This window comes from Mycoplasmopsis fermentans PG18, from assembly GCF_000209735.1.
Taxonomy (GTDB): domain Bacteria; phylum Bacillota_I; class Bacilli_A; order Mycoplasmatales; family Metamycoplasmataceae; genus Mycoplasmopsis; species Mycoplasmopsis fermentans.
In genome coordinates this window covers 125,179-147,891 of record NC_021002.1, presented here as the reverse complement: position 1 = coordinate 147,891, position 22,713 = coordinate 125,179, and the positions used below count along the sequence as shown (strand labels likewise).

Sequence of the window (22,713 nt, the reverse complement as noted above, 5' to 3'; positions counted from 1 at the left end):
TAAAGCAATTTTAATGGCGGATGTGGTGAAGTGGTCTAACACAGCGGGTTGTGGTCCCGTCATTCGAGGGTTCGAATCCCTTCATCCGCCCCATTTTTTTTATTCCTTTTTTCATATTTTTTTCATAAATTTTAAATAATTAAAATGCTGCTTATTTTACTAATTTAGCTATAAAACAGAGTTATTAGTCAAAACACGGTCAAAAATATTTTATTAATTAAATTTAAAAATTTAAATAATTCAATATAATTAAATATCAAACTTAAGGAGAAAAATATGAAAATAGGAAATTATAAAGTTGCATTACAAGCAATCGAAAAATATAAGAATATTATTATTTTTCATCACATTAGACCAGATGGTGACTGCTTAGGATCACAAGCTGGTTTAGCAGAATTAATAAAAAAGAATTATCCAAAGAAAAAAGTTTTTACAGTTGGAGATAATGTTCATACTTTTGATTTTATGAGTTACCACTATGACCCAATTGAAACGGTTGATTTTAAAAATTCATTAGGTATTGTAGTTGATGCTTCAAGTAGTGATCGGATTCAAGATGGACATTTATTAGTAGAAAAAAAATGTACAGCTGCTTTAAGAATTGATCACCATCCAAATGGTTCAGATATCGAATATGATTATTTATGGATCGATGAACACTATGTAGCTGCGGCTGAAATGGTGGCTATGTTAGCTAAAAGTGCAAAATGAGAAATCACTAAAAAAGCTGCCGAACATATTTATTTAGGAATAAACACAGACTCAGGTAGATTCTTATATCCAGATACTTCTGCTAGAACATATAAATTAGTAGCTCACTTAATTGAAAAAGGTGGTTTAGATTCTCAATGAATCTTAAGAGAATTAAACAAAAGAAGTTCAAGAGATATTAAATATACAGGCGAAATTCTTTCAGGATTCAAACAATCGGGCAGAGTTCTATATTTTGAAGTAACAAAAGAAATTATGGATAAATATGGCATGAATGATTTAGAAGCCGCAATATTTGTTAATGAATTAGCAAACATTGATGACAATTCTTGTTGAGCATTCTTTATTCAGCTTGCTGATGGCACAGTTAGATGTAGACTTCGTTCAAATGGTCCATTAGTTAATAATGTTGCTAGATTGCACAATGGTGGCGGTCATGATAATGCTGCAGGTTGCTCAATTAATTCTTGAGATGAAGTACCAGTAGTATTAAAAGAATTAAATGACTGCATTAAAGAATGAGAGGCAAAATAATGGGACACATGAAAATTGGTAGCTTAAAAGAAGCAACAAAATTAATTAAAAAATATGACTCAATAGTTATTTTTCATCACATTAGACCAGATGGTGACTGCTTAGGATCACAAGCTGGTTTAGCAGAATTAATTAGAGCTAATTTTCCAGAAAAGAAAGTTTACACAGTTGGCGATAATGAAGGTATGTTTCCATTTTTAAATCTTAAATATGATAAATGTCCTTCAGATAATGTACTTAAAAAATCTTTAGGCATTATTCCGGATGCAAATGGTAAAGAAAGAATTCAATGTCGAGAAATTTTAGATAAAAACTTATTTGCTGAAACACTTAGAATTGATCATCATCCAAATGGTGATGACTTAGATAAATGTACCAGATGAGTTGAATCAGATAGAATTGCAGCAACTGAAATGGTAGCTGACTTAGCTTATACAAACAAATGAAAAGTAACAAAAAGGGCTGCTAATTGCATTTTCACAGGTATTGTTACTGATTCAGGAAGCTTTAGATATGGTGATACAAATGCCCGCACTCACCTTTTAGCTTCATATTTATATGAACAAGGTTTAGAGGCTGACAAAATATTCCTAGGTCTAGCAGCTACACCTTTAGACGATTTAAAAATTAATCAAACATTGTTAAATAATTTAAAAACAGTTGGTAAAGTTGCTTATACAACTATTGATTTAAAAACAACAAAAGCTTTAGGCAAAAAACCAAATCAAGTTGTTAGAGTAAATACAATTGGGAATATTATTGGTTATCCATTTTGGGTTCAATTCAATGAAGAAGAAAATGGCAATGTTAGAATTGAATTTAGATCAAGTGGTCCTTGTGTTAGAAATGTTGCAGTTAAATGAGGCGGCGGCGGCCACGAAAGAGCCTCAGGAGCTGTTATTAAAAGCTGAAAAGATTTAGATGCAGTTATTAAAGACTGTAATGCGGAAGTTGAACGTTGAGAAAGAGAAGGCAACGACAACCAAGAAAAATAATTTTAAGACTTGCACGAGTGCAAGTTTTTTTGTTGACTTAAAAATCTTGTGATATAATAAAACCATCAAGTGAATATTACAGAGTTGCAACTTGCAACTCTTTGTTATTTTTGTTGGAGGTTTCATGAATTGAAAAGAAATACTTGAAAAACAATTTGGAAGTCAAATTTTAGAAGCAAAAATTATTGAAGAAGATGACTTAAAATTGTTAGACATTAGTGTCAATTATCATGACTTAAATAAGGTTGAAGAAATATCAAAACAACTTAATGAATTTATAGATTCTAATTATCCATCTTTGGATATTGATTCATTATCAATACATTCTCCAGGTGTCGAATTAACCTATAAAACAGATGAATTAGGAAAACACATTGGAGAAATGTTAACTATAAAATTAAATAAAAGTATTGAAAAACAAGACAAATTTAATGGTAAATTATTAGAAGTTTTAGAAGGCAAAATTCAAATAAGTTGAAACAACAAAGGCCAATTTAGAAAAGTATTTATCGACAAAAATAACATAGTAAAAGTAGAAAAATATATAAAGTTTAATTAAGGAGAAAAAATGCCAAGAAAAAGTAAAACAGAAGCACAAGAAACTTTTAATGCAAGTAAAGCTTGATATCAAATTTTGATAGGTTATTTTGAAAAAGAAAAACTTCATATTGAAGAAGTTATCAAAATTTTTTCAGAAGAAACTACACGAATTATTAACAAAATCTTAGATCCAAATGCTGAAATAGTTTTTGAATTAGACAAAGAAAAACAAGAAGTTCACATTTTTAACAACAAAACATGTGTAACTAAAGATGAAGAATTATTGCTTGATCTTGAAAATCAAATAAGTTTTGTTGGATATAAAGAAGCAAAAGTAAGAATGCCTAAAGTTAAAGAAGATGATGAAATTAAATGAGAAATTGACTTAGGAGTATTAGACAAAAGCAAAAATCCTGAAGCTAAAAAATCATTAAAAATTATCAACTCATCAATTGCACAAGCTATTAAAACTCTTCAAAAGAAAATGGTTTTTGAACAATACTCAAGCAAAATTGGACAAACTGTTAAAGTTGTATTGAATTCAAAAAATTCAAATGGTTCATGAAATGTTCAAATAGTGAACAGTAATGTTAATGCATATTTACCAGCAGGATTAATTAGTACAAAAAGAAAAGCAAACCCAGGTCAATATTTTGATGTTGTTATTGAAAAAGTTTCAGAAGAAACAAAATTGAGTCAAATTGAAGTTTCATTAGACTCACCTAAAATTGTTTGAAATATTTTACAAAACAATATTCCAGAAATTGCTGAGGGTTTAATTGAAGTTGTTGATGTAGTTCGTCAACCAGGAGAAAGAGTTAAAGTTGCAGTTAAATTAGCAGAAGGCGCAAATCCTGATATTGATGTTAGAGGTTCAATTATTGGTGAAAATGGATCAAGAATTGATTTATTAAGTCAAAAATTAGATGGTGAAAAAATTGATGTTATTCTATATGATGAAGATATCAAAAAATATGTTGCTAACTCAATTAGTCCAATTCAAGCTGTTGATGTTATTTTAAAAGATGAAAGAGAAAACAAATATTTAGTTATTGTTGTTCCTGAACACTTAACACCTGCTATTGGTAAAAGAGGGGTTAATGCTTATTTAGCTTCAAGTTTAACAAAAGTTAAATTAGATATTATTTCAATAACTGATGCTAAAGCTCAAGGAATAATTTTTGATGAAACATTAGTTCCTACTATTAGTGCAACCATTAAAAAAGAAGGACCTAAAATTAGATATCAAAAATCTAACAATAATAGAAGATTTAATAAGAAACCTGCTAACAACATTTTTGCTCAATCATTTGATTCAATCGATGTTTCAAACTTTGATCAAGATATTGCTGCTTTCGAATTACATGAACAAGACAGATTGGATTCATTACAAGAAGATGACTCAAACTTCGAAGAATTAGTTAAGAAAATTGAAAGCGAATATGCAGTTGAAAATGAAGTAGAAAACATTAAAAATGTTGAAGTAACAAAACCAGTTGCTCAAGATAACAAAATTTCCGCATCTGACTATAAAAAAGCTAAAGAAGTCGCAAAAGACTTTGTTGTTGATGATGATTTAAAGAATTTTGGAATTGACGATTTTGATTTAAGTGACATTGATTTTGATGAAGAAGAAAACAAATAATTTAACAAAAATTAATTCCAATTTTACTCGGAAGTGCATCATCACAGGTCTTATAAAACCAGTTGAAGAATTGGTTAGATTTGATTTTGATAAAAAAAACAATATAATTACACTAGATATTAATAGAGTCAAAAAGGGACGAGGTTGTTACTTTATACCTACAAGAGAGAATTGAGAAAACTTAAAAAAGCATAAAGGACTTAATCGTGCTTTTAGAACTGCTGTTGATCGTGAAGTATATGACAAAATAGAAAAAGAATTGGAGGACGCAAAATGCCTAGAAAGAACAGAATAAGTAACGTTGATGAAGTCAAGAACCAACTTTCAGATATTAAAACTGAAGTTAAGAATGGTGTTTTCATTTTTACAAACAAAATGCCATTAGGAGAATTTGCACAAAAAATTGGTATGAATGCCAATGATTTGATCAAGTGATTTTTGATGAAAGGAAAGCTTTATCAAATTAACTACGTACTTGATGAAGAAGAAATTGCTGAAGTATGTATGGAAAGAGGACTTGACTTTAGAAAAGAACAAAACATTGATGCTGCAAATTTTTTGCATGCAGTTAAATTTGAAGATGATGAAAAATCATTAGTAAAAAGACCTCCAATTATTACAGTTATGGGTCATGTTGATCACGGAAAAACTACATTAATTGACTTTATTAGAAAAACTAAAGTTGCTGAAACTGAAAGTAGTGGTATTACTCAACATACTGGTGCTTACCAAGTAGTTTACAAAGGCAACAAAATTACATTTATTGACACTCCTGGACATGAAGCATTTACTGAAATGCGTTCACGTGGAGCTAAAATTACAGACATTATTATTTTAGTAGTAGCTGCTGATGATGGTGTTATGCCACAAACTAGAGAAGCTATTGACCACGCAAAAGCAGCTGATGTTCCTATCGTTGTTTTTGTAAATAAAATAGATAAACCAAATAAGGATCTTGAAAGAATTAAAAGAGAATTAGCTGAATGCAACGTTATTGTTGAAGAATATGGTGGTGACGTTCAAATGGTAACTGGTTCTGCTTTAAAAGGTCAAGGTATTGAAGATTTATTTGAAGCAATTAGTTTACTTGCTCAATTATTGGATTTAAAAGCCAACCGTTCAAGATATCCAGTTGGTACTGTTATTGAAAGTAAAATAGATAAAGGTGTTGGTGTTGTTTCAACTTTAATTGTTGAAAACGGTAGCTTATATAAAGGAGACTTTATTGTAGCTGGCTCAAGTTATGGGCGTGTGCGTTCATTAAAAGATGCTACTGGAAAACAAATGGAACATGCTCACCCTGGAACACCAGTTGTTGTTACTGGATTAAATAATTCACCACTTGCAGGTGATAGATTTATTGGTTTTCAAGATGAAAAATTTGCTAAAAAATTAGCTGAAGAAAAAGCTCAAATCGATAAGAACAGAGCTTTATATGACAAGAGCCAAACTTCAGAAATTGAAATTGGCAAAAAGGTATTTAATGTAATCATTAGATCAGATGTTCAAGGAACAGCTGAAGCTATCAAAGGCAAAATAGATGGCATGTGTAATGATGAAGCAATGATTAAAGTTATTGGCGCTCAAGCGGGACAAATAACAAATGCTGACTTATTATTAGCTCAAGCCTCAGATGCAAGGATTATAACTTTCAATGTTAAGCCATCTGCAGCTATTAAGCAAAGTGCAAAACATTCGGGAATTACAATTGTTAATTATTCTGTTATTTACAAAATTATTGAAGATATGGAAGCTCACCTTAAGGGTCAAAAAGCAGTTGTTTATGAAGAAAAGAAAATCGGATCAGCTCATATTATCAAAGTTTTCTTCTATTCAAAAGTTGGAGCAATTGCTGGATGTATGATGGATGAAGGCGTTGTAAAAGCTAATTGTAAAGTTAAAGTTTTTAGAGGCAGAAAAATGATTCATGATGGTGTAATTGAAACACTTAAACGTGAATTAAATGATTCAAAAGAAGTTGAGAAAGGTAAAGATTTTGGTACTCACATTAAGAAGTTTGATGATATCAAGGAAGATGATATTTTAGAATTCTTTGAAGATGTTCCAGTATCTTTATAAGACTATAAAAAAGGCAAATAGGTAAAATTATGGATTTAAAAAAATATATTCGAGATATTGAAAATTTTCCTAAAACAGGCATAATGTTTAAAGATATTTCACCATTATTGGCAAATGGTAAAGCATTAAATTATACAATCACAGAAATGGCAAAATTAGCTCAAGATGTTGATGTTATTGTTGGACCAGATGCGAGAGGATTTTTATTTGGCACGCCTACTGCAGCATTCTTGAAGAAACCATTTATTATGGTTAGAAAACCAGGAAAATTACCTGGTGATGTTATTTCAAAAAGTTACGATTTGGAATATGGAAATAATGTTTTACAAATTCAAAAAGGGTTTATTAAAAAAGGTCAAACAGTTGCAATTATTGATGATGTTTTAGCAACGGGTGGAACAACTAAAGCTATTATAAAACTATTAGAAGAACAAGGTGCAATTGTTAAAAAAGTTATTTTACTTCTTGAATTAGTAGATCTTAATGGTAGACAATTAATCACTAAAGATAATGATATTGAAATAGTTTCCTTAGTTAAATTTTAAAAATAATTTATGTTACATAAATTTAAAATGTATGTAAAAAAGACCACAATGGTCTTTCCTAGATTGTAATCTGTAAGTTTACACCTAGAAATTTGGAATATCGCATGTCGATATTCCTTTTTAATTATTAATATTGTTATTATTTTTTGTCCGTCAGGACAAATAAAAGTGAGGGCATTAGTCCTCCCTAAAATATTTGGCGACTTGTTGCTCTTTCTAAAATATTATTTTAATTTTCATATTTTTTTGAAAAACAAATTTCTATTTTTGTTACTTTCTTAGTTTCTCTTTTGTTTTCCATATAATACTTTGTCAATACCTGTTGAATTTCAAGGATTTTCTGCATTCAATTTTTCGTACATTTCCAAAGCAGATAAATATCCAAAAATTTCTCTTGGACGATTGTTTATTTCATTTTGTACTTTTAGAGTTTCTTCTTCATTAATATCATCAAAATTAGTTTTTTTCTTAAAAAATCTTCTAACTAAACCATTGAAATTTTCATTTGAGTCCATTTGAAAAGAAGCATATGGATCAGCTTTATATATAAAAATTTTTAGTTTATATCCAATGAAAAATAATGTTGAAAATTCTAATCCATTATCCTGAGTTATAGATTTAACATTTAATTTATGTTTTCAAATAAGATTCCATAAATACAAATTTAAATTTCATTGATTTTTATTAGGAATTTTTACCAAAAACCCATATCTAGAGACTCTTTCGGTAAAACTAAGTAAATGACAATGTGTGCCTTTACTCTTGCCTACAATAAGGTCTATTTCCCAATGACCAAATTCTTTTCTTTCATTTATGTTTGTCGGTCTAGATCAAAAAGGTCTTACATAACGTGCACCAACCAGTCTTCTAGCAGCGCTTTGTTTCTCTCTTTTTCCATCTTTTTTGTAGACTTTTCTTAATAAACCTTTTCAGTTCAAAATTCAATAACCACTTTTTATTCAATTGTAGACTGTTTTAAAAGAAGGAACATCAATATTAGGATAAAGATTTTTTATTTTTTCAATTGTTAATTTGACAGTCCACATTTTGCCATCATATTCTTTTTTAAATAAAGAAGAAAATTCTTTATATTTATTTAAATTGTTTAAAAATTTAAAATGATTTTTTCACTTTTCTCTTGTAATTGTTTTTTCAATTGCATATAAAGCAAAATAACCCCAAAAAGTAGAATTATTTTTTATTTCATTATTAATAGTTGTTCTTGAATAACCTAATATTTTTGTTATACTATAATTAGTTGTTCAAAGTAAGTATTCAAGAATAATGCGTTCATTTCATGATAATTTTTTTTGCATTTCTTCATGACAGTCGCCAAATACTCCTTGGGTGACTTTTTTTATAAAAAAACTTCACCCATTATAGATTTTATCTAAAATGTGTAAAGTTTCAGATTACAATGTAGCAAAGACCACAATGGTCTTTTTTAATTTTTATTATTTTTCAATTTCATCAATGCAAAATTCAAGTGTGTTATTAAGAATTCGAGAAGTAAAAGTTTTAACTTTGTAAGGCTCTCTTTTAAGTTGATCATGGTAGTAAGATTCAAATTCTTTTTTGTTCATGCCACTGAAGAAAAATGTAATTTTATTATTTGCGATTCTGCTTTCGATTATCTCCATTAATACTTGGAGTCTGAATCAGTAGTTATTTTTTTCTAAACCAATTTCGTCAATAATTAATGCATTAACTTTTTTGAGTTTGTTAATTATGTCAATAACTGCATTAGCATTTGTAGCATTGCTACCCATGTTTGAAATTAAGAATGAATATAAAGCACTGGTTGTTAAATAAACTGATGAAATACCTTCAGCTGCAAATTCGTTGGCTATTGCACTAGCAATGTAAGTTTTGCCAGTGTTGTTAGCTCCATAGACATAAATGCCTTTTAGTCCTTTTTGTTTCTTTTTAGCTATTGCAACTTTTAGATGATTAATATATTCAAACATTTCTTTTCTTTGAGCAGAAGAGAGGCGAATACGATCAAGTCTAGCTTCTGGATTAGGTTCGCAAATTTGAGTTAATCATAAATTGATGTGTCGTGTAACAACTGATTTGTATTCATTTTTTGCAGCAATCTTTTTAAAAACTAATTTTTCATTTTTTCTTGAAATAGAAAAAATCCATGGATAAATTTGAGAATTATCCAATGATTCTTTAATATTAATAAATGTAAATAAGTTTTCCAAAATTTCTTCATTTGTAATATTGTTAGCTTGAATTAATGCTTCTAGTTGCGGATGGCCATGCATTATTTCAAGTGCCTTGTTTTCAAATTCAGCCTTGGAATTAAAAAATAACTCATTTTTAATTTCTTCTTTTGCTGCCATAATAATTACTCCATTAAATATTGTTGTTGTCTTCTCTTTGAAGTGATTCTAAATAGGTAGCTTTATATAAATTAATTTTTGAAACTGCAATTCTGTTTTTAACTTTAAGTATGTCATCTAAATAATTTTCAATTGCTTCAAATGAGAAGATTTCTTTTTTAATTAAATCCTTAATAATTTTACCCACATAATTGGTATTTATGCAATTATTTATTTCATTTGAATAAAAGAATACTAAGTTTAAGCAAGGATCACCTAAGCCAGCTGCTCTACTTTCTTTAATTAAATCTAAAACACTTTGACGTGGTATTTTGTGACTAATTTGAGAATAGAAGTATCTTGAATCAGTTTTAAGTATTGCTTCATAAGGATTAGGATAATCAAAAGTATTAAGTGACAATTTGGTTTGAATTTCTTCAACTATTTCTTGAGTTTTAATCATACTTGAGTCAACCTCATGTGAAAAAGTAATAGTTAATTCTTCACTTGGTTCAGGAAAAACTTCTTCAAAAGAAGCTGAAGCATCCAAAAGATTTGAAGCTTTACTTAAATAAATATTTCTTTCACGTCCAACTAATCTTTCAAAGTTTTTGCTACCAATAATACTAATGAGTTTGTTTGCTAGAATTAAATTCTTTTTGAAACCTGTATTATCAAGTGGTTTTTCAATAACAAAAAGTGTTTTGCGATTAAACTCATCTATAAAAGTAGAAATTAAAGATACAGATTCTAATTTTATACGTGCTTGATTTAGTTTATTTACATCCATATTTAATAGATAAGTAAGGCTATCATAGTCATAAAAACCAGTTTCTGGAGATTGAGAAAATGATAGATCTCTAAGGTATTCATAAAGCAAAATTGCATCACTACCTAAAATAGGAGCGTAAAACTTGCGTAAGTTTTTTAAATCTTCTCCACTAACTGATGAAGAATGTTTGATTCTGAAGAATGCGTAAGGAATATTTTTTAGCATTTTTTACCTCCTATTTTTTTGGTCATTTTTGACCTTGTTTGCTCTTATTTTATGAGATAAAAAATAGAAGTTTTAAAAAATCTAAAATATTTTCATTATTAGTGAAGTTATGCCCATAGAAATCCACAATTGGTATAGACCCAAAAAGTTGATTTTTTATCGAAAAAGGGTTGTTTTTTTCATCTATTGCCTTAATTTTAGTTTTATCCACATTACGTTTTTTAAAATTTTTTAACCTATTTTTTTGGCTAGTTTCTAAGCACAAAACTGCAGAAAACAAAGAAATAAATTTAAAATTTTTTGGCAATAAATTTGGTATCTCAACAATGAAAAAATTTCCATCTTTTATTTCTTCAAAAATTAAAGGATAAATGATTTTTTCCAATTCTCCCAAATTATGTGCTTTTTGGTCAATTCAAAGTTTAATTTTTTCCTTACTTATACCATTTTTATCATTTAAAAAATCACCTAATTCTTGATTAATTTTGTGGTAAATTTTGCCATTTTTTTGATATTCACGATTAATAAACTCGTCACAATTAAAAGTTTTAAGACCTAATTTCTTAAAATTTTCTAAAAAAGTACTCTTTCCCACGGCAATTTGACCAATTAAAGCAATCATTTTAGGCTCCCTCCTTTATATATTCTTCTATAGCTAAGTTTGCACTTTTAATATAAGCTCTAGCTAAACCGTTGGCTCCCAACTTAATTCCACCAAAATAGCGAATTACAAAAACAACAACATTATTAATTTTGCGCATAATTAAAAGATCTCTAATTGGTCTGCCGGCTGTACCATTAGGTTCGCCATCATCGCTAAAGCCTGCATTGATCACTCCATTATTTAAAAAGCTATAACCATGACAAATATGAGTTGCTTTCTTGTATTCTTTTCTTAAATTAGCTTCTACTTCTTTTATTTGTTCCTTACTAGTCACATTAAAAGCTAAAGAATAAAACTTTGATTTTTTGATTTCATATAAAAGTGCTTTTTCCATATCTATTATTATATAGAAAGCTGAATAATAAAAAATAAAGTGGACTTACTAAGTCCACAAAAATTATTAGAATTCATCGATTTGATCGATTCTTGCTTGGTGTCTGCCACCTTCATATTCAGTTTTAATGTATTCGTTAAACATAGCTTGTGCTTCAGCAAAAGGTACATATCTACCACCCATAACTAAAACATTAGCATTATTATGTAATTTAGCAAGCCTTGCATCTTCAACTGTAACTACTCTAGCTGCGCGAATGTGTTTATGACGGTTTAAGGCATATGAAATACCTAAACCTGTACCACAAAAACCTAAACCAATTGTGTTTTTATGTTCATCAATATATTTAGCTAGGTTATGCCCTTGTTCAGCATATGAAATACTTTTTGAGCCATCCGCAGGTCCTAAGTCAACAACTTCATAACCTAAACTTTTTACATAATCGCGCATTTCATTTTTTAATTCGCAACCACCATGGTCGCTAGCAAGAGCAATAATATTTTTTTTAGCCATATTAGCCTCCTTAGTGTCTATTTTTAAATGATAAAGCAAAATTCTGGAAAAGTTTGGTAAAAATTTATCTTTTTTCCTAAATTTTTCCATTTTTTGTGTTTGCTAAAGAAAAAAAAGAAAGTTTAAAGTGCTATGAGAATAAAAAAACAAGAAGATATAAAAGACTGTGGTTTATATGTTTTGCAGTATTTTGTGGCAAAACATAATGATGACTACATTGATATTAATTATTTTAAAAATAAGGCAACTTACTCTTCAGAAGGAGTAAATATTTCAACACTTAAAAAATTAGCTTCTGAACACGATATCGATTTAAATAGTTATACAGGTGATTTTGAATCTCTTGAATCTTTGGACAATTCAAATATGCCTATAGCTTTATTATTAAATAGAAAAGGATATAGCCATTATGTAATTTTAGAAAAAATGAAGGACAATTATTTTATTGTTCAAGATCCAGCTTATGGTCGCAAGATGAAAGTTAAAAAGAAAGACTTGGCTAAGGAATTTGCCAATGTGATACTATTTTTTGATCCAAAAGAAGAAAAATCAAAAAATAAAAATAAAAACTATTCACTTGATAATAAAATAAGCACATTATTTTCATTTAAAAAATATACTTATCCTTTATTCATTTCAGCACTTTTAGGATTGTTTTTATCATTTGGATCAACATTTTTTATAAAAATAGTTTTTGATTTTATATTGCCTAATTATCTTAAAAATAATTTGATTATTATTTTTGTATTTTTCCTATGAATTAATATTCTGATGTTTATTAATCGGTTGTTTAAAAATCATGTTATTAAAAAAATAAAAAACGATTTAGAGTTTACTTTAACAAAAGCATTTTTTGACAAAATAAAAAGAGTGCCATCAAATTATTTATCTAAATTAACAAGCAATGATTACTTTAAAAGACTTACTTATATAAAAGAAATATGTGAATTTCAATCTAATTTTGTCTTTACTTTTTTAAGTGAAATATTTTCTTTTATAGGTTCAACAATCTTATTGATTTGAATTAATTATGTTCTATTTTTAATTATGTTTGGTATTGCTATTGTTGTTTTATTAGGTAATGTTATTTATCATTTTTGAATAGAAAAAAACTATCCAGATCTCTTGGAGAAAAATTTAAACAGCATGAAATCAGATATTGATTTTATATATTCCTGAAAAGAAATGGATAATGTAGATTATTCAAGATTTATTTCTAAAAACCAATTTAAAAACATGTTGGAATTTAAGAAAAAAGAATATTCATTTGCTTCTAAAGATGATATTAAAAACTTTTGAAATGATCTTTTTATTGGCAACTTTTCAACCATTATTGTTTTTGCTTCTAGCTTCTTTATTTTAAAAAATAAGTTATCAACTGGTTCACTAATGATGTTCTTAAATGGAATAAATTTCTTTGTTAATCCAATGCTAAATATGAGCTCATTATTACTTTCTCAAACAATGATCAAAAGAAATGTTAATTTAGTAAATTTTGTTTTAAATTTAGACGAAAAAAGCAATTTAGATACTGGTTTATTCATCGATAAAATTAAAAAAATTGAATTAGAAAATGTTAATTTTTATTACGAAAACGGAAAAAATATTTTAAATATTCCTTCATTTACGATTGACCAAAATATTCAATTAAATGGTAAAAATGGTAGTGGTAAAACCACTATGCTAAGTTTTATAAACGGCTGTTTTAAAGGTTATTTAGGAAAAATGAAGATTAATGATATTGATTTTGATTCAATAAATTTGATTAATTATCAAAGTAAAAATATATTGATAAATTCTTCCAGCCATTTACCAGATGTTTCTTTTCTCGAATATATTACAAGTAACAATGAAAATTATAAAAATGAATTGAATAATAATATTCAAAAATATGATCTATACAAAATATTTGAAGAAATGAATTTTAATTTAAATGGCAGCATAATTAGTAATGGAAGCAATTTGTCAAGTGGACAAAAACAACTTTTATTATTACTAAAATTATTTGTAAGAAAATATGACTTAATCATGCTTGATGAAGCCTTTGAAAATATTAATCCAAGTAATTGTGAATTATTGAAAAAGGCTATAAAGAAATATCAAGATGAAGCATTATTTATTGAAATAAGTCACAATAGGAACTATTTATTTAAAACAAAGGAGGTGTGCTTTGAAAAAATTAACAACTGTTTCTAAAACTGTGTGAATATTGTTAATATTGTTAGCTATTGCAACAGTAACTTTAATTGTTTTTATTTGTTTATATCATGTTGACAAAACAATAAGAGTTAAGTTACAAGTTAATGACAAAAAAGACTTAACTTTGTTAGCAAATGATAAGACTGCTTATTTATTAAAGAAAAATCAAAAAATAATAATTAATGTAAATGACCAAATTTTCAATTTAAAAATCCGCAACTTAAAAATTGAAAATCAAACGATTAAAGTAACCTTCTATAATTTGCCTAATAGTTTGAAACTTTTACCTAATACAACTTTAGATGCCACGATATTTGTGGATCGAGCCACTCTATTAAATTTAATATTAAATTCATAATTAATAATATAATTAGAATTATGGTTGAATTAAATGTTGTAAACAAGACTAAAAATAAATTTTTGTTTGAAAAAGAATACAAGCAAATATTAGAAAATTTAGCTAAAGAATTTGGGCTTAATCAAACTGTTTCAGTTGATGTAACTATTACAAATAATGATGAAATCCAAAAACTGAATAAAGAATATAGAAACAAAGATTATCCAACAGATATCTTGTCTTTTGGTTTAGAAGATTGAGAATTATTTGAAAATATGCCAATTTATCCCTTAGGTGAATTAGTAATAAGCCATGAAAAAGTTGAAGCACAAGCTCAAGAGTTTGTTCATTCAATTCGTAGAGAATATTGTTATTTATTTGCTCATGGATTAATTCACTTGATGGGATATGATCATGAAACAGAAGTCGAAAGAGCTGAAATGAATAAACTTGTTGATTTAATATTTGAACCATTAAAAATAAGTAGAGAGGAATAATCTATGGACGTTAAAAAATTAAAATCTTTATTGAAGTATTCATATTGTCCTTGATCTAAATTTAAGGTTGCTGCTATTGCAATTGATGCTGAGGGTAGAGAATGACCTGGGGTAAATGTTGAAAATGCTGCTTTTCCATCTGGCTTATGTGCAGAAAGATGTGCTCTTTTCGGATCAGTTGCTCATGGTGCAAAAGTTGGAACATTTAAAGAAATTCACATTATTTCTTCTGGAGATGATTTTATTTCTCCATGTGCAGGATGTCGTCAAGTAATGACAGAATTTATGCCCGATGATGGTTTAATTTACCAATACAATAAAAATGGCGACAAATGTAGAGTAAATAAAGTAATTGAAATGGTCCCATTTCCTATTAGAACAGAGCAAATTAAATAATGAAAGTATGTTTAGCTAGTATTATCGGCAGACCTAATGTAGGAAAATCATCATTAATAAATCAAATTGTTAAATATGATGTTGCAATTGTAACTAATGTTCCGCAAACAACAAGAGATCAAATTGTCGGCGTTTATAACGAAGATGATTTTCAATTAGTTTTTGTTGATACACCAGGTATCCACAAACCATTAAATTTATTAGGTGAAGCCTTAAATAAAAGTGCTTTTGAATCTACAAAAGATGTTGATTGTTTAATATTTCTTTCTCCTGTTAATGAAAAAGTTGGACAAGGAGATATTTTAATTTTAGATAAGATCAAAAATACCAAGAATAAAATTGCAGTCATTTCTAAAATTGATTTAGCCAAAAAACCAGAAGAAATACAAGAAAAAATTGAAGAATTAAGCAAATACAGTTTTGACAAAATATTGTCTGTTTCAAGAAATAATGAAAACTCAATTGAAGAATTAATTAAAGTTATTAAGCAATATGCCTATGAAGGTGAGCCATTTTATGATGAAGACTATATAACAGATAAATCAATGAGATTTTTAGCAAAAGAGATAATAAGAGAAAGTGCGATTAATCTTTTAAGAGAAGAGTTGCCACACTCAATTGCTGTAGAAGTTATTGATTTTATTGAAGAAGATGATATTAAAATAAATGCCATCATTTATGTCAAAAAAGCTTCTCAAAAAGGAATGGTAATTGGCAAAAATGGTCAAATGATAAAACAAATAGGAACCAACGCAAGAAAGAAAATGATGAGTCAATTTGATTCAAAAGTGGAATTAAATTTAAAAGTTAAAATAGCAAACAAATGAATTAATGATGGTAAAGCTCTTAAAAAATTTGGATATGAATAAATTGTTATAAAATTAACAAAAAAGGAGAAGTTATGAATCGTAAATATTTAGATAAATTATTTAAAGAAAAGAAAATTGATGCTTTAGTTTCTGAAGCGCCTCAAACAAGACTATGATATTCGAAAGTACAAACATCAGATGGATATATAGTAATTGAAAAAAATAAAGCTTATTTATTCGTTGATGGTAGATATATTGAATATGCAAGAAATAACGCAAAAAATGTAGAAGTTATTTTATTACAAGCTGGTACATTAAAAGAATTTTTTGACAAAAAAGCCTATAAAACAGTTGGTTTAGAAAAAGATTACTTAAATTACCAAGTATATGAAAATCTAAAAAATCTTATAAAACCTAAAAAAATCGAATGAGTTTTAGGACAAGAATTAAGAATTCTTAAATCAGCAGAAGAAAATGAAATTATGCAAAAAACTATTGATATTTCATTAGCTGCATATAAAGAATTAATGACATGAGTACAACCTGGAATGACAGAAAAAGAAGTAGCTGCATACTTAAATTATTTAATGAAAAAACATGGATCAGATAAAGAAAGTTTTGATGAAATAGTTGCTACAGGGCCTTCATCAGCTGAACCTCACCACCATCCAACAGATAGAAAATTAAAAGAAGGGGATCTTCTTAAAATCGACTTTGGTGCTCTTTACAAAGGATACAGTGCAGATATTACTAGAACATGTATTTTAGGTGGAGACAAAAAAGCGAATGATCCTAAACAATTAGAAATTTTACAAATAGTTATGGAAGCTGCAAAAGCTGGTCGTGATGCAGTAAGACCTGGAATTAAAGCAAGTGAAATTGATAAAATTTGTCGTGATTACATAACTAAAAAAGGATATGGTAAATACTTTGTTCACTCAACTGGTCATGGACTTGGAATTGATGTACATGAATTACCTAATGTTAGATCAACAAGTGACTATATTTTAGAACCTGGAATGATAATTACTGTTGAACCTGGTATTTATATTGAAGGTTTAGGCGGAGCAAGAAATGAAGATGATGTTCTTGTTACAGAAAAAGGTCGTTATGTATTCAGTAGACCTGAAGAAAAATCTTAGAATTTATTTTTAATAGCTTTAACATTTTGTTAAAGTTATTTTTTTATTGTGGAAATAATATAAAATTAGAAATATGAAATATGAATTAGGCCAAATAATAAAAGGAGTGGAAGCAATAAATTTTACTTATGAAGCATTAGGCTTAGTTAAAGCAGATGATTATTCTATTTTTGTTGAGAATTTATTGCCACAAGAAAAAGCAGATATACAAATTAAAAAATCGAACACAAAATTTGCTTTTGCTATAGTTGTAAAAAGATATAACGATAGTCCAAAAAGAATAAAAGTTTTAAATCAAAAATTAATGCTAAGTGGTTCAACTCCATTAGCAATTTTAAACTATGCAGATCAATTAGAATTTAAAGAAAATGTTGTTAAATATTTATTTCAAAGAAATATCCATTTTAATGAAACACAAAAAATTTTGCCGTGTGAAAAACAATGAAATTATAGAAACAAAATTACAGTTTTTGTTGAATCATCAAAAGGAAAAATCAAATTTGGTTTATATGAAAAAAATACACATAAATTAGTTGAGCAAGATTCTTATGATTTGGCGAATGAGTCTATAAATAAGCTTCTTATGTATTTAAACAAAAATATTAACAATTACAAATGTTTTATAGAAAACGGACAATTTTTAAAACAAATTGTTGTTAGATATTCAGAATCATATGATCAAATGATGTTAGCTTTTGTTCAAGACAAACCATTTGAATTATCTGAAGATTTATTAAAAGATTTAACCTCAAATTTTAAAAATTTAAAAGTTATATTAAAAGAAGAAAAAGTTAAAAAAACAACTTATACTTATTATTCAGAAGCTAAAAACATACAAGACAAAATTAGCAATTTAACTTTTAATATTGATTACAATAGTTTCTTTCAAGTTAACTCGTATCAAACCAATAATTTATATAACTTGCTAGTTAATAATTTGCACCTTGATAAAACTATGAATGTAGTTGATGCATATTCTGGAATCGGAACAATAAGTTTAAAAATTGCAGAAAAAGTTAAAAAAGTTTATGGACTTGAAATAGTAAAAGAAGCAGTTATAAATGCTAAGCAAAATGCAAAATTAAATAACATAAATAATACAGAATTTTATGAAGGCGATGTTTTAAAAACTATTGATAACATTAAAGAAAAAATAGACACAATAATAATAGATCCTCCAAGAGCAGGAGTATCGAAAGAAGTTTTAGAAAAAATATTAAAAATTGAACCAAAACAAATTGGTTACATAAGTTGTAATCCTCACACACTTTGCAGAGATATAGATTTATTAACATTATCAAAAAAATACAAATTAGAATTTTTAAAACCATGTGATATGTTTTGTCAAACACACCATGTAGAAACAGTTGCAATTTTAAAATTAAAATAAAAAAGAAAAGTTGTTTTAAGCGAGAGATATGGACTTAATTTTGACACACCAATAAATATGGAATTAGAATTTCTAGAATTTAATTATTTATTTAAGTCCCCTATTCAAATAGTAAATTATTATTCTATGAAAAAAATGATTAAAGTTGCAAAACTAAATTCAGAATTATTAAAACTTTTGGTATGCAATTAGATAGTGAAAGTATTAAATCTTGATTACAACCTATTAACAATTTCTTAGTTGTAGATTTTCCAAAAACATTTAATAAAGAAATCATTATTGATGAAATAATGGAAGACATTACTTATGATTTATATATTATTTATTCACAAATCTCTATGCTTGCAGCAACAAAAAACAAGACAATTTAATCAAAATAATCAAGCTTTATATATGATATAATTTTTATTATTTTAGTAAGGAGAAACTATGGGAGTTACAACTAAACCAAAGAGTTATTTAGATTTTGTGAATGAAAACTTACAATCATTTAAAGAAATAGTTTCAAACAGTTTTGATTCAGTTATTAAAAATAAAAAGAATATTTTGTCAAAATTAAAAATATTACTAATTGTTTCAATAGTACTATTAGTTTTAGGTGGAATTGGATTAATATTATCTTTCTTTTTCTTCATAAAAACTAATTCAAAAAATACAGCAATATTTGCTGGATTAATTATTTCTGCAATAGTAACAGGAATTGGTTCAATTGTATTATCAGTATTTTTAGGAAAAAGGAAAAAACTTTTTAAAGAACTCAAACACGTTCTTGATAAAGAAAAATTATTTGACAAAGCTTTTGAAAAATTATCATACAAAGCAATCGATCCAAATGACCCAGAACAAGCACAATTATTAGAAAAATTTAAACAAGGCTATGATAAAAATAGAGATTGTTTAGACTGAGTAGATCATATTCCTGGTGCATATTGAATTCCTTCAGATGCTAATGTAGACTCAACTGGAAAAATTTATTTTGTTATGGACAAAAATGAAAATCCATGAGTTATTCAAACTGTTCGTTATCATTGAGTAAGAGAAGAAAGAGACTTAAAAGGAAATATAACAATTAGACATATTTATGATTATGCAACATTATTTGAAGGAATCTTCTATTCTCTTCCTAAATCTAAAAACTTTACTTTAGCAATTGGGAATAGATGCGGATTAACTAATAATTTAAAACAAAATATCAAATATGAAAATCAAGAATTCGACAAATTATTCAAAGCTTATTGTTCAGATTCATTAAAAGGCCACAATATTTACCAACCTTATCCAATGGAGATTACACTTGAACATTGCAAACAAAATAAAAGTTATGTAAAATCGTTTGGTATGCTTTTAGATGATCAAAACATTAAATGTTGAGTACGTCCTCGAGGTTCAATTTTAGAAATTGATATGCCTTCAAACACAATTAATAAAGATAAAATTGTTAAAACTGTATGTAAAGATATTCTTGAAGATACATATTCAGTTTACTGATTATTCTCACTTCTAACAATACCTGGATATTTCAACTAATTTTTAATAAGATGAAGTAATATACTTCATTTTATTTTTTAGTAAAATTTATTTATAAAATTGGAAAGGAATTTATGGCTAAGATTTTTGTACCAAAGACTTTTGCGGAATTTAAAGATACAAATAAACAGTTTGTAAATGACAAAATACAATTAATTATAGACAATAAAAATAAAGAAATTAAGACAAGTTTTTTATATTTAATTACATCAATTGTTTTAATATTTCTAGGAATAATTTTTTGAATTTCAGGCTCACTTTGTTTATTGCTAATAAGTTCTTCTAAATTGTTTTACTGAACAGGATATTTACAAATAGCATTATTCTTAGCTTCAATTTTTGCAGGAACAATTTTATTAATTACATTTTTGAGAAAACAAAATTCGATTGTTACAAATATTGACAAAGGTCTAAATGAAGAAGATATTTACAAGCAAATTTTTAACCAAATTAACTATAAAATAGTTGAGTCGGAATATTTAGAAAATGTAAGTGAACAAGAAGAAAAGAATTTTTTATCAAGAGAATTAAAGAAAAAAAGTAATATAGAAGAAAGAAAAGAATTAACTAAAAAAATAAATGATATTTTAATTAATGAAATACCTTTTAACTGATTGAACAATTTTCCAGATGGTTCTTGAGTGTCTAAATCAGCATTTATTGAAGAAAAAACAGATTCAAAAGGAATAATAGATAATCAAAAAAATCATTGAAATATAACATCAGCTAAATTTTCATGGGTAAGTAATCCAATTGACAAAATGTCAAGTATAAGAGAAAAGGACAAAAGTCAATGAATAATATTTTTTGAAACTAAACTTAAAAAATTTAGCGAATCAAGTAACAAAAACTTTTCTTTCTCATTTGGAAAGAGAAGTGGAATAAACAAATTATTTAAAAACAATATCGGATTTGAAAATAAAAAATTTAATGATATTTTTAGTCCTTATTCAAATGACAAAATAAAATCCTTAAAATTTTATGGACCATATGCAATGGAAGTTTCAGTTAATCACTTTGAACAATATTTTGATAAAAACAAAGATTTTGGATTATTTTTAAAAAGAGATTTAATTAGAGGCTGAATAAAAAGGAATACAAAAATATTAGAATTAAATTTACCAAAATACATAATCAAAAAGCAAAATTTTATTAACAAAGTTGTAAACAATTTGTTAGATCAAATATATTTAGTTTATTGATTTATATCAATGGTTCAAATTTCCAATTATTCATAAAGGAGAAAAATGAAAGAAACATTTAATCAATTTTTATCTCGTTCATATGTTCCTTTGTCTAAACATTTAAATGAACAATTAAATAAAGAAGATTCAGAAAACAAAAAGCTTAGTAAATCTTTCTTATGAAAAATAATAATGGGGTTGTGTTTATTAATTATATTGACTTCAATTTCAATAGTTCTGATGTTGTCATTTTTTGAAAAGTCATATAAGATTGAAATTTTAAAATGGGCTACTGTTGCAATTTTGATTATAACAAATTTGTTTTGCGGAATAAGTTTTACATTTTCAAGAAAGGCAAAAGTTATTGAAAAAAGTCGAAATTTGGCAAAAATTAATCTTAATAATTCATTAAATTATTTATTTAAATTACTTAATTTTGAATACAAAAATGAAGAAAAAAATAACAATATTCCATGAATTAATTATTGCAAAAATCTAACTACAAATGGCGAAAATTCTAAAGTTAAAATTTTAAGAAAAGCACTATTAAACAGTGAAATTGGTCAAAATAATACTTGAAAAATTCAAGAAGTAACATTTGAATCAAATGATAAGAACGAAACATTTTTATTAATTGAAGGAAGTCATAAAAATATGACTGAAAATTCATATATTTCATGTGGAAGTAAAAATGAAATTTATGATTATTTAAAAAAGAAAAATAAAGTTAAATTTATTCATCAAAATGATCAAATTCATTTCAAAACTTCAAGTAAAGAAATATATGAACTAACTGACACAATTAAGACTTTTGAAGAATTTAAATTGAATGAAAAAGATTATGATTTTTAATTGATCCAAAAAATAAAGTGTCTTGCAGTTGAATAAAAATTGAAAATAACTTTTTAAATATTCAAAATAGTTCTGATCCAGTAAAAACAATATTAAATCATCTTTATTTGATTTATGTTTTAACTGAAATAGTAAAACAATTTGCAAAATAAGAAGGTATTGCCTTCTTATGCTACATTGTAATCTGAAACTTTACACATTTTAGATAAAATCTATAATGGGTGAAGTTTTTTTTATAAAAAAAGTCACCCAAAGAGTATTTGGCGATTGTCATGAAGAAATGCAAAAAAATTATCATGAAATGAACGCACTGTTCTTGAATACTTACTTTGAGCAACTAATTATAGTATAACAAAAATAGCAAAAATATTAGGTTATTCAAGAACAACTATTAATAATGAAATAAAAAATAATTCTACTTTTTGGGGTTATTTTGCTTTAGATGCAATTGAAAAAACAATTACAAGAGAAAAGTGAAAAAATCATTTTAAATTTT

General features: G+C 26.7%; 25 protein-coding genes and 1 tRNA gene. 20 read left to right on the top strand and 6 right to left on the bottom strand.

Annotation, left to right across the window (positions count from 1 at the left end; translation table 4 throughout):
- Positions 1-16 precede the first annotated feature (16 nt).
- The 8 genes from MBIO_RS00785 (at position 17) to MBIO_RS00750 (ending at position 7,049) form a co-directional block, all read left to right on the top strand.
- Positions 17-93 (top strand) — tRNA-His (locus tag MBIO_RS00785).
- 183 nt (positions 94-276) lie between these two features.
- Positions 277-1,245, top strand: coding sequence for a bifunctional oligoribonuclease/PAP phosphatase NrnA (locus MBIO_RS00780; protein ID WP_013354336.1), 969 nt, complete (start codon positions 277-279; stop codon positions 1,243-1,245).
- A gap of 8 nt (positions 1,246-1,253) precedes the next feature.
- Complete coding sequence (locus MBIO_RS00775; RefSeq protein WP_041594273.1) at positions 1,254-2,240, top strand: bifunctional oligoribonuclease/PAP phosphatase NrnA; 987 nt, start codon at positions 1,254-1,256, stop codon at positions 2,238-2,240.
- Positions 2,241-2,364: 124 nt separating this feature from the next.
- Positions 2,365-2,799, top strand: coding sequence for a ribosome assembly cofactor RimP (locus tag MBIO_RS00770; RefSeq protein WP_013526629.1), 435 nt, complete (start codon positions 2,365-2,367; stop codon positions 2,797-2,799).
- Positions 2,800-2,808: 9 nt separating this feature from the next.
- Entirely contained in the window at positions 2,809-4,425 is a 1,617-nt protein-coding gene (locus MBIO_RS00765; protein ID WP_015510720.1) for a hypothetical protein, read from the top strand.
- On the top strand, positions 4,406-4,720 hold the full coding sequence (locus tag MBIO_RS00760) for a YlxR family protein (protein ID WP_013526631.1): 315 nt from the start codon (positions 4,406-4,408) through the stop codon (positions 4,718-4,720). The genes MBIO_RS00765 and MBIO_RS00760 overlap by 20 nt, the downstream gene beginning before the upstream one ends.
- Positions 4,699-6,504, top strand: coding sequence for a translation initiation factor IF-2 (gene infB / locus MBIO_RS00755; protein WP_013526632.1), 1,806 nt, complete (start codon positions 4,699-4,701; stop codon positions 6,502-6,504). Before MBIO_RS00760 ends, infB begins: the two co-directional genes overlap by 22 nt.
- Before the next feature lie 29 nt (positions 6,505-6,533).
- Entirely contained in the window at positions 6,534-7,049 is a 516-nt protein-coding gene (locus MBIO_RS00750) for an adenine phosphoribosyltransferase (protein WP_013526633.1), read from the top strand.
- Between the two features lie 278 nt (positions 7,050-7,327).
- Here MBIO_RS00750 and MBIO_RS00745 read toward each other — a convergent pair whose 3' ends face one another.
- The 6 genes from MBIO_RS00745 to MBIO_RS00720 form a co-directional block, all read right to left on the bottom strand.
- Positions 7,328-8,365: an IS30 family transposase gene (locus MBIO_RS00745; RefSeq protein ID WP_013526635.1), complete on the bottom strand. Its 1,038-nt coding sequence runs from the start codon at positions 8,363-8,365 to the stop codon at positions 7,328-7,330.
- Between the two features lie 138 nt (positions 8,366-8,503).
- Positions 8,504-9,397 (bottom strand): ATP-binding protein, encoded by an 894-nt coding sequence (locus MBIO_RS00740; protein WP_013354342.1) that lies wholly within the window; start codon positions 9,395-9,397, stop codon positions 8,504-8,506.
- A 13-nt stretch (positions 9,398-9,410) separates the two neighbouring features.
- Positions 9,411-10,373, bottom strand: a complete 963-nt coding sequence (locus MBIO_RS00735) for a replication initiation and membrane attachment family protein (RefSeq protein ID WP_013526636.1) — start codon at positions 10,371-10,373, stop codon at positions 9,411-9,413.
- 49 nt (positions 10,374-10,422) lie between these two features.
- Positions 10,423-10,995 carry a dephospho-CoA kinase gene (gene coaE / locus MBIO_RS00730; protein WP_013526637.1) on the bottom strand — a complete coding sequence of 191 codons (573 nt, stop codon included), beginning with the start codon at positions 10,993-10,995 and terminating at the stop codon, positions 10,423-10,425.
- A gap of 1 nt (position 10,996) precedes the next feature.
- A complete protein-coding gene (locus MBIO_RS00725; RefSeq protein ID WP_013354345.1) occupies positions 10,997-11,371 on the bottom strand; it encodes a YigZ family protein in 375 nt (124 codons plus the stop codon).
- 66 nt (positions 11,372-11,437) lie between these two features.
- Positions 11,438-11,884 carry an RpiB/LacA/LacB family sugar-phosphate isomerase gene (locus tag MBIO_RS00720; RefSeq protein ID WP_013526638.1) on the bottom strand — a complete coding sequence of 149 codons (447 nt, stop codon included), beginning with the start codon at positions 11,882-11,884 and terminating at the stop codon, positions 11,438-11,440.
- Positions 11,885-12,016: 132 nt separating this feature from the next.
- Between MBIO_RS00720 and MBIO_RS00715 the strand changes: the two genes are divergently transcribed.
- The 12 genes from MBIO_RS00715 to MBIO_RS00660 all read left to right on the top strand — a co-directional run.
- Complete coding sequence (locus tag MBIO_RS00715; RefSeq protein ID WP_013526639.1) at positions 12,017-14,080, top strand: Mbov_0121 family peptidase domain-containing ABC transporter; 2,064 nt, start codon at positions 12,017-12,019, stop codon at positions 14,078-14,080.
- The gene (locus MBIO_RS00710; RefSeq protein WP_013526640.1) at positions 14,055-14,441 is read left to right on the top strand and encodes an MAG1140 family protein; all 387 of its coding nucleotides are present in this window, start codon (positions 14,055-14,057) and stop codon (positions 14,439-14,441) included. Before MBIO_RS00715 ends, MBIO_RS00710 begins: the two co-directional genes overlap by 26 nt.
- A gap of 20 nt (positions 14,442-14,461) precedes the next feature.
- Entirely contained in the window at positions 14,462-14,917 is a 456-nt protein-coding gene (ybeY, locus tag MBIO_RS00705; protein ID WP_041594177.1) for an rRNA maturation RNase YbeY, read from the top strand.
- Between the two features lie 3 nt (positions 14,918-14,920).
- Positions 14,921-15,313 (top strand): cytidine deaminase, encoded by a 393-nt coding sequence (cdd, locus tag MBIO_RS00700; RefSeq protein WP_013354350.1) that lies wholly within the window; start codon positions 14,921-14,923, stop codon positions 15,311-15,313.
- On the top strand, positions 15,313-16,182 hold the full coding sequence (era, locus tag MBIO_RS00695; RefSeq protein WP_013354351.1) for a GTPase Era: 870 nt from the start codon (positions 15,313-15,315) through the stop codon (positions 16,180-16,182). The genes cdd and era overlap by 1 nt, the downstream gene beginning before the upstream one ends.
- A gap of 32 nt (positions 16,183-16,214) precedes the next feature.
- Positions 16,215-17,264, top strand: coding sequence for an aminopeptidase P family protein (locus MBIO_RS00690; RefSeq protein ID WP_013526641.1), 1,050 nt, complete (start codon positions 16,215-16,217; stop codon positions 17,262-17,264).
- Positions 17,265-17,337: 73 nt separating this feature from the next.
- On the top strand, positions 17,338-18,654 hold the full coding sequence (gene rlmD / locus MBIO_RS00685) for a 23S rRNA (uracil(1939)-C(5))-methyltransferase RlmD (protein WP_013526642.1): 1,317 nt from the start codon (positions 17,338-17,340) through the stop codon (positions 18,652-18,654).
- 182 nt (positions 18,655-18,836) lie between these two features.
- The gene (locus MBIO_RS00680; RefSeq protein WP_013526644.1) at positions 18,837-19,025 is read left to right on the top strand and encodes a hypothetical protein; all 189 of its coding nucleotides are present in this window, start codon (positions 18,837-18,839) and stop codon (positions 19,023-19,025) included.
- A gap of 58 nt (positions 19,026-19,083) precedes the next feature.
- A complete protein-coding gene (locus tag MBIO_RS00675; RefSeq protein ID WP_013526645.1) occupies positions 19,084-20,181 on the top strand; it encodes a DUF3137 domain-containing protein in 1,098 nt (365 codons plus the stop codon).
- Between the two features lie 74 nt (positions 20,182-20,255).
- Positions 20,256-21,419, top strand: a complete 1,164-nt coding sequence (locus MBIO_RS00670) for a hypothetical protein (RefSeq protein ID WP_013526646.1) — start codon at positions 20,256-20,258, stop codon at positions 21,417-21,419.
- A gap of 9 nt (positions 21,420-21,428) precedes the next feature.
- Positions 21,429-22,217, top strand: coding sequence for a hypothetical protein (locus tag MBIO_RS00665; protein ID WP_013526647.1), 789 nt, complete (start codon positions 21,429-21,431; stop codon positions 22,215-22,217).
- A 267-nt stretch (positions 22,218-22,484) separates the two neighbouring features.
- Positions 22,485-22,713 (top strand): helix-turn-helix domain-containing protein (locus tag MBIO_RS00660; RefSeq protein ID WP_041594176.1); only part of this gene is annotated, 229 nt, incomplete at its 3' end.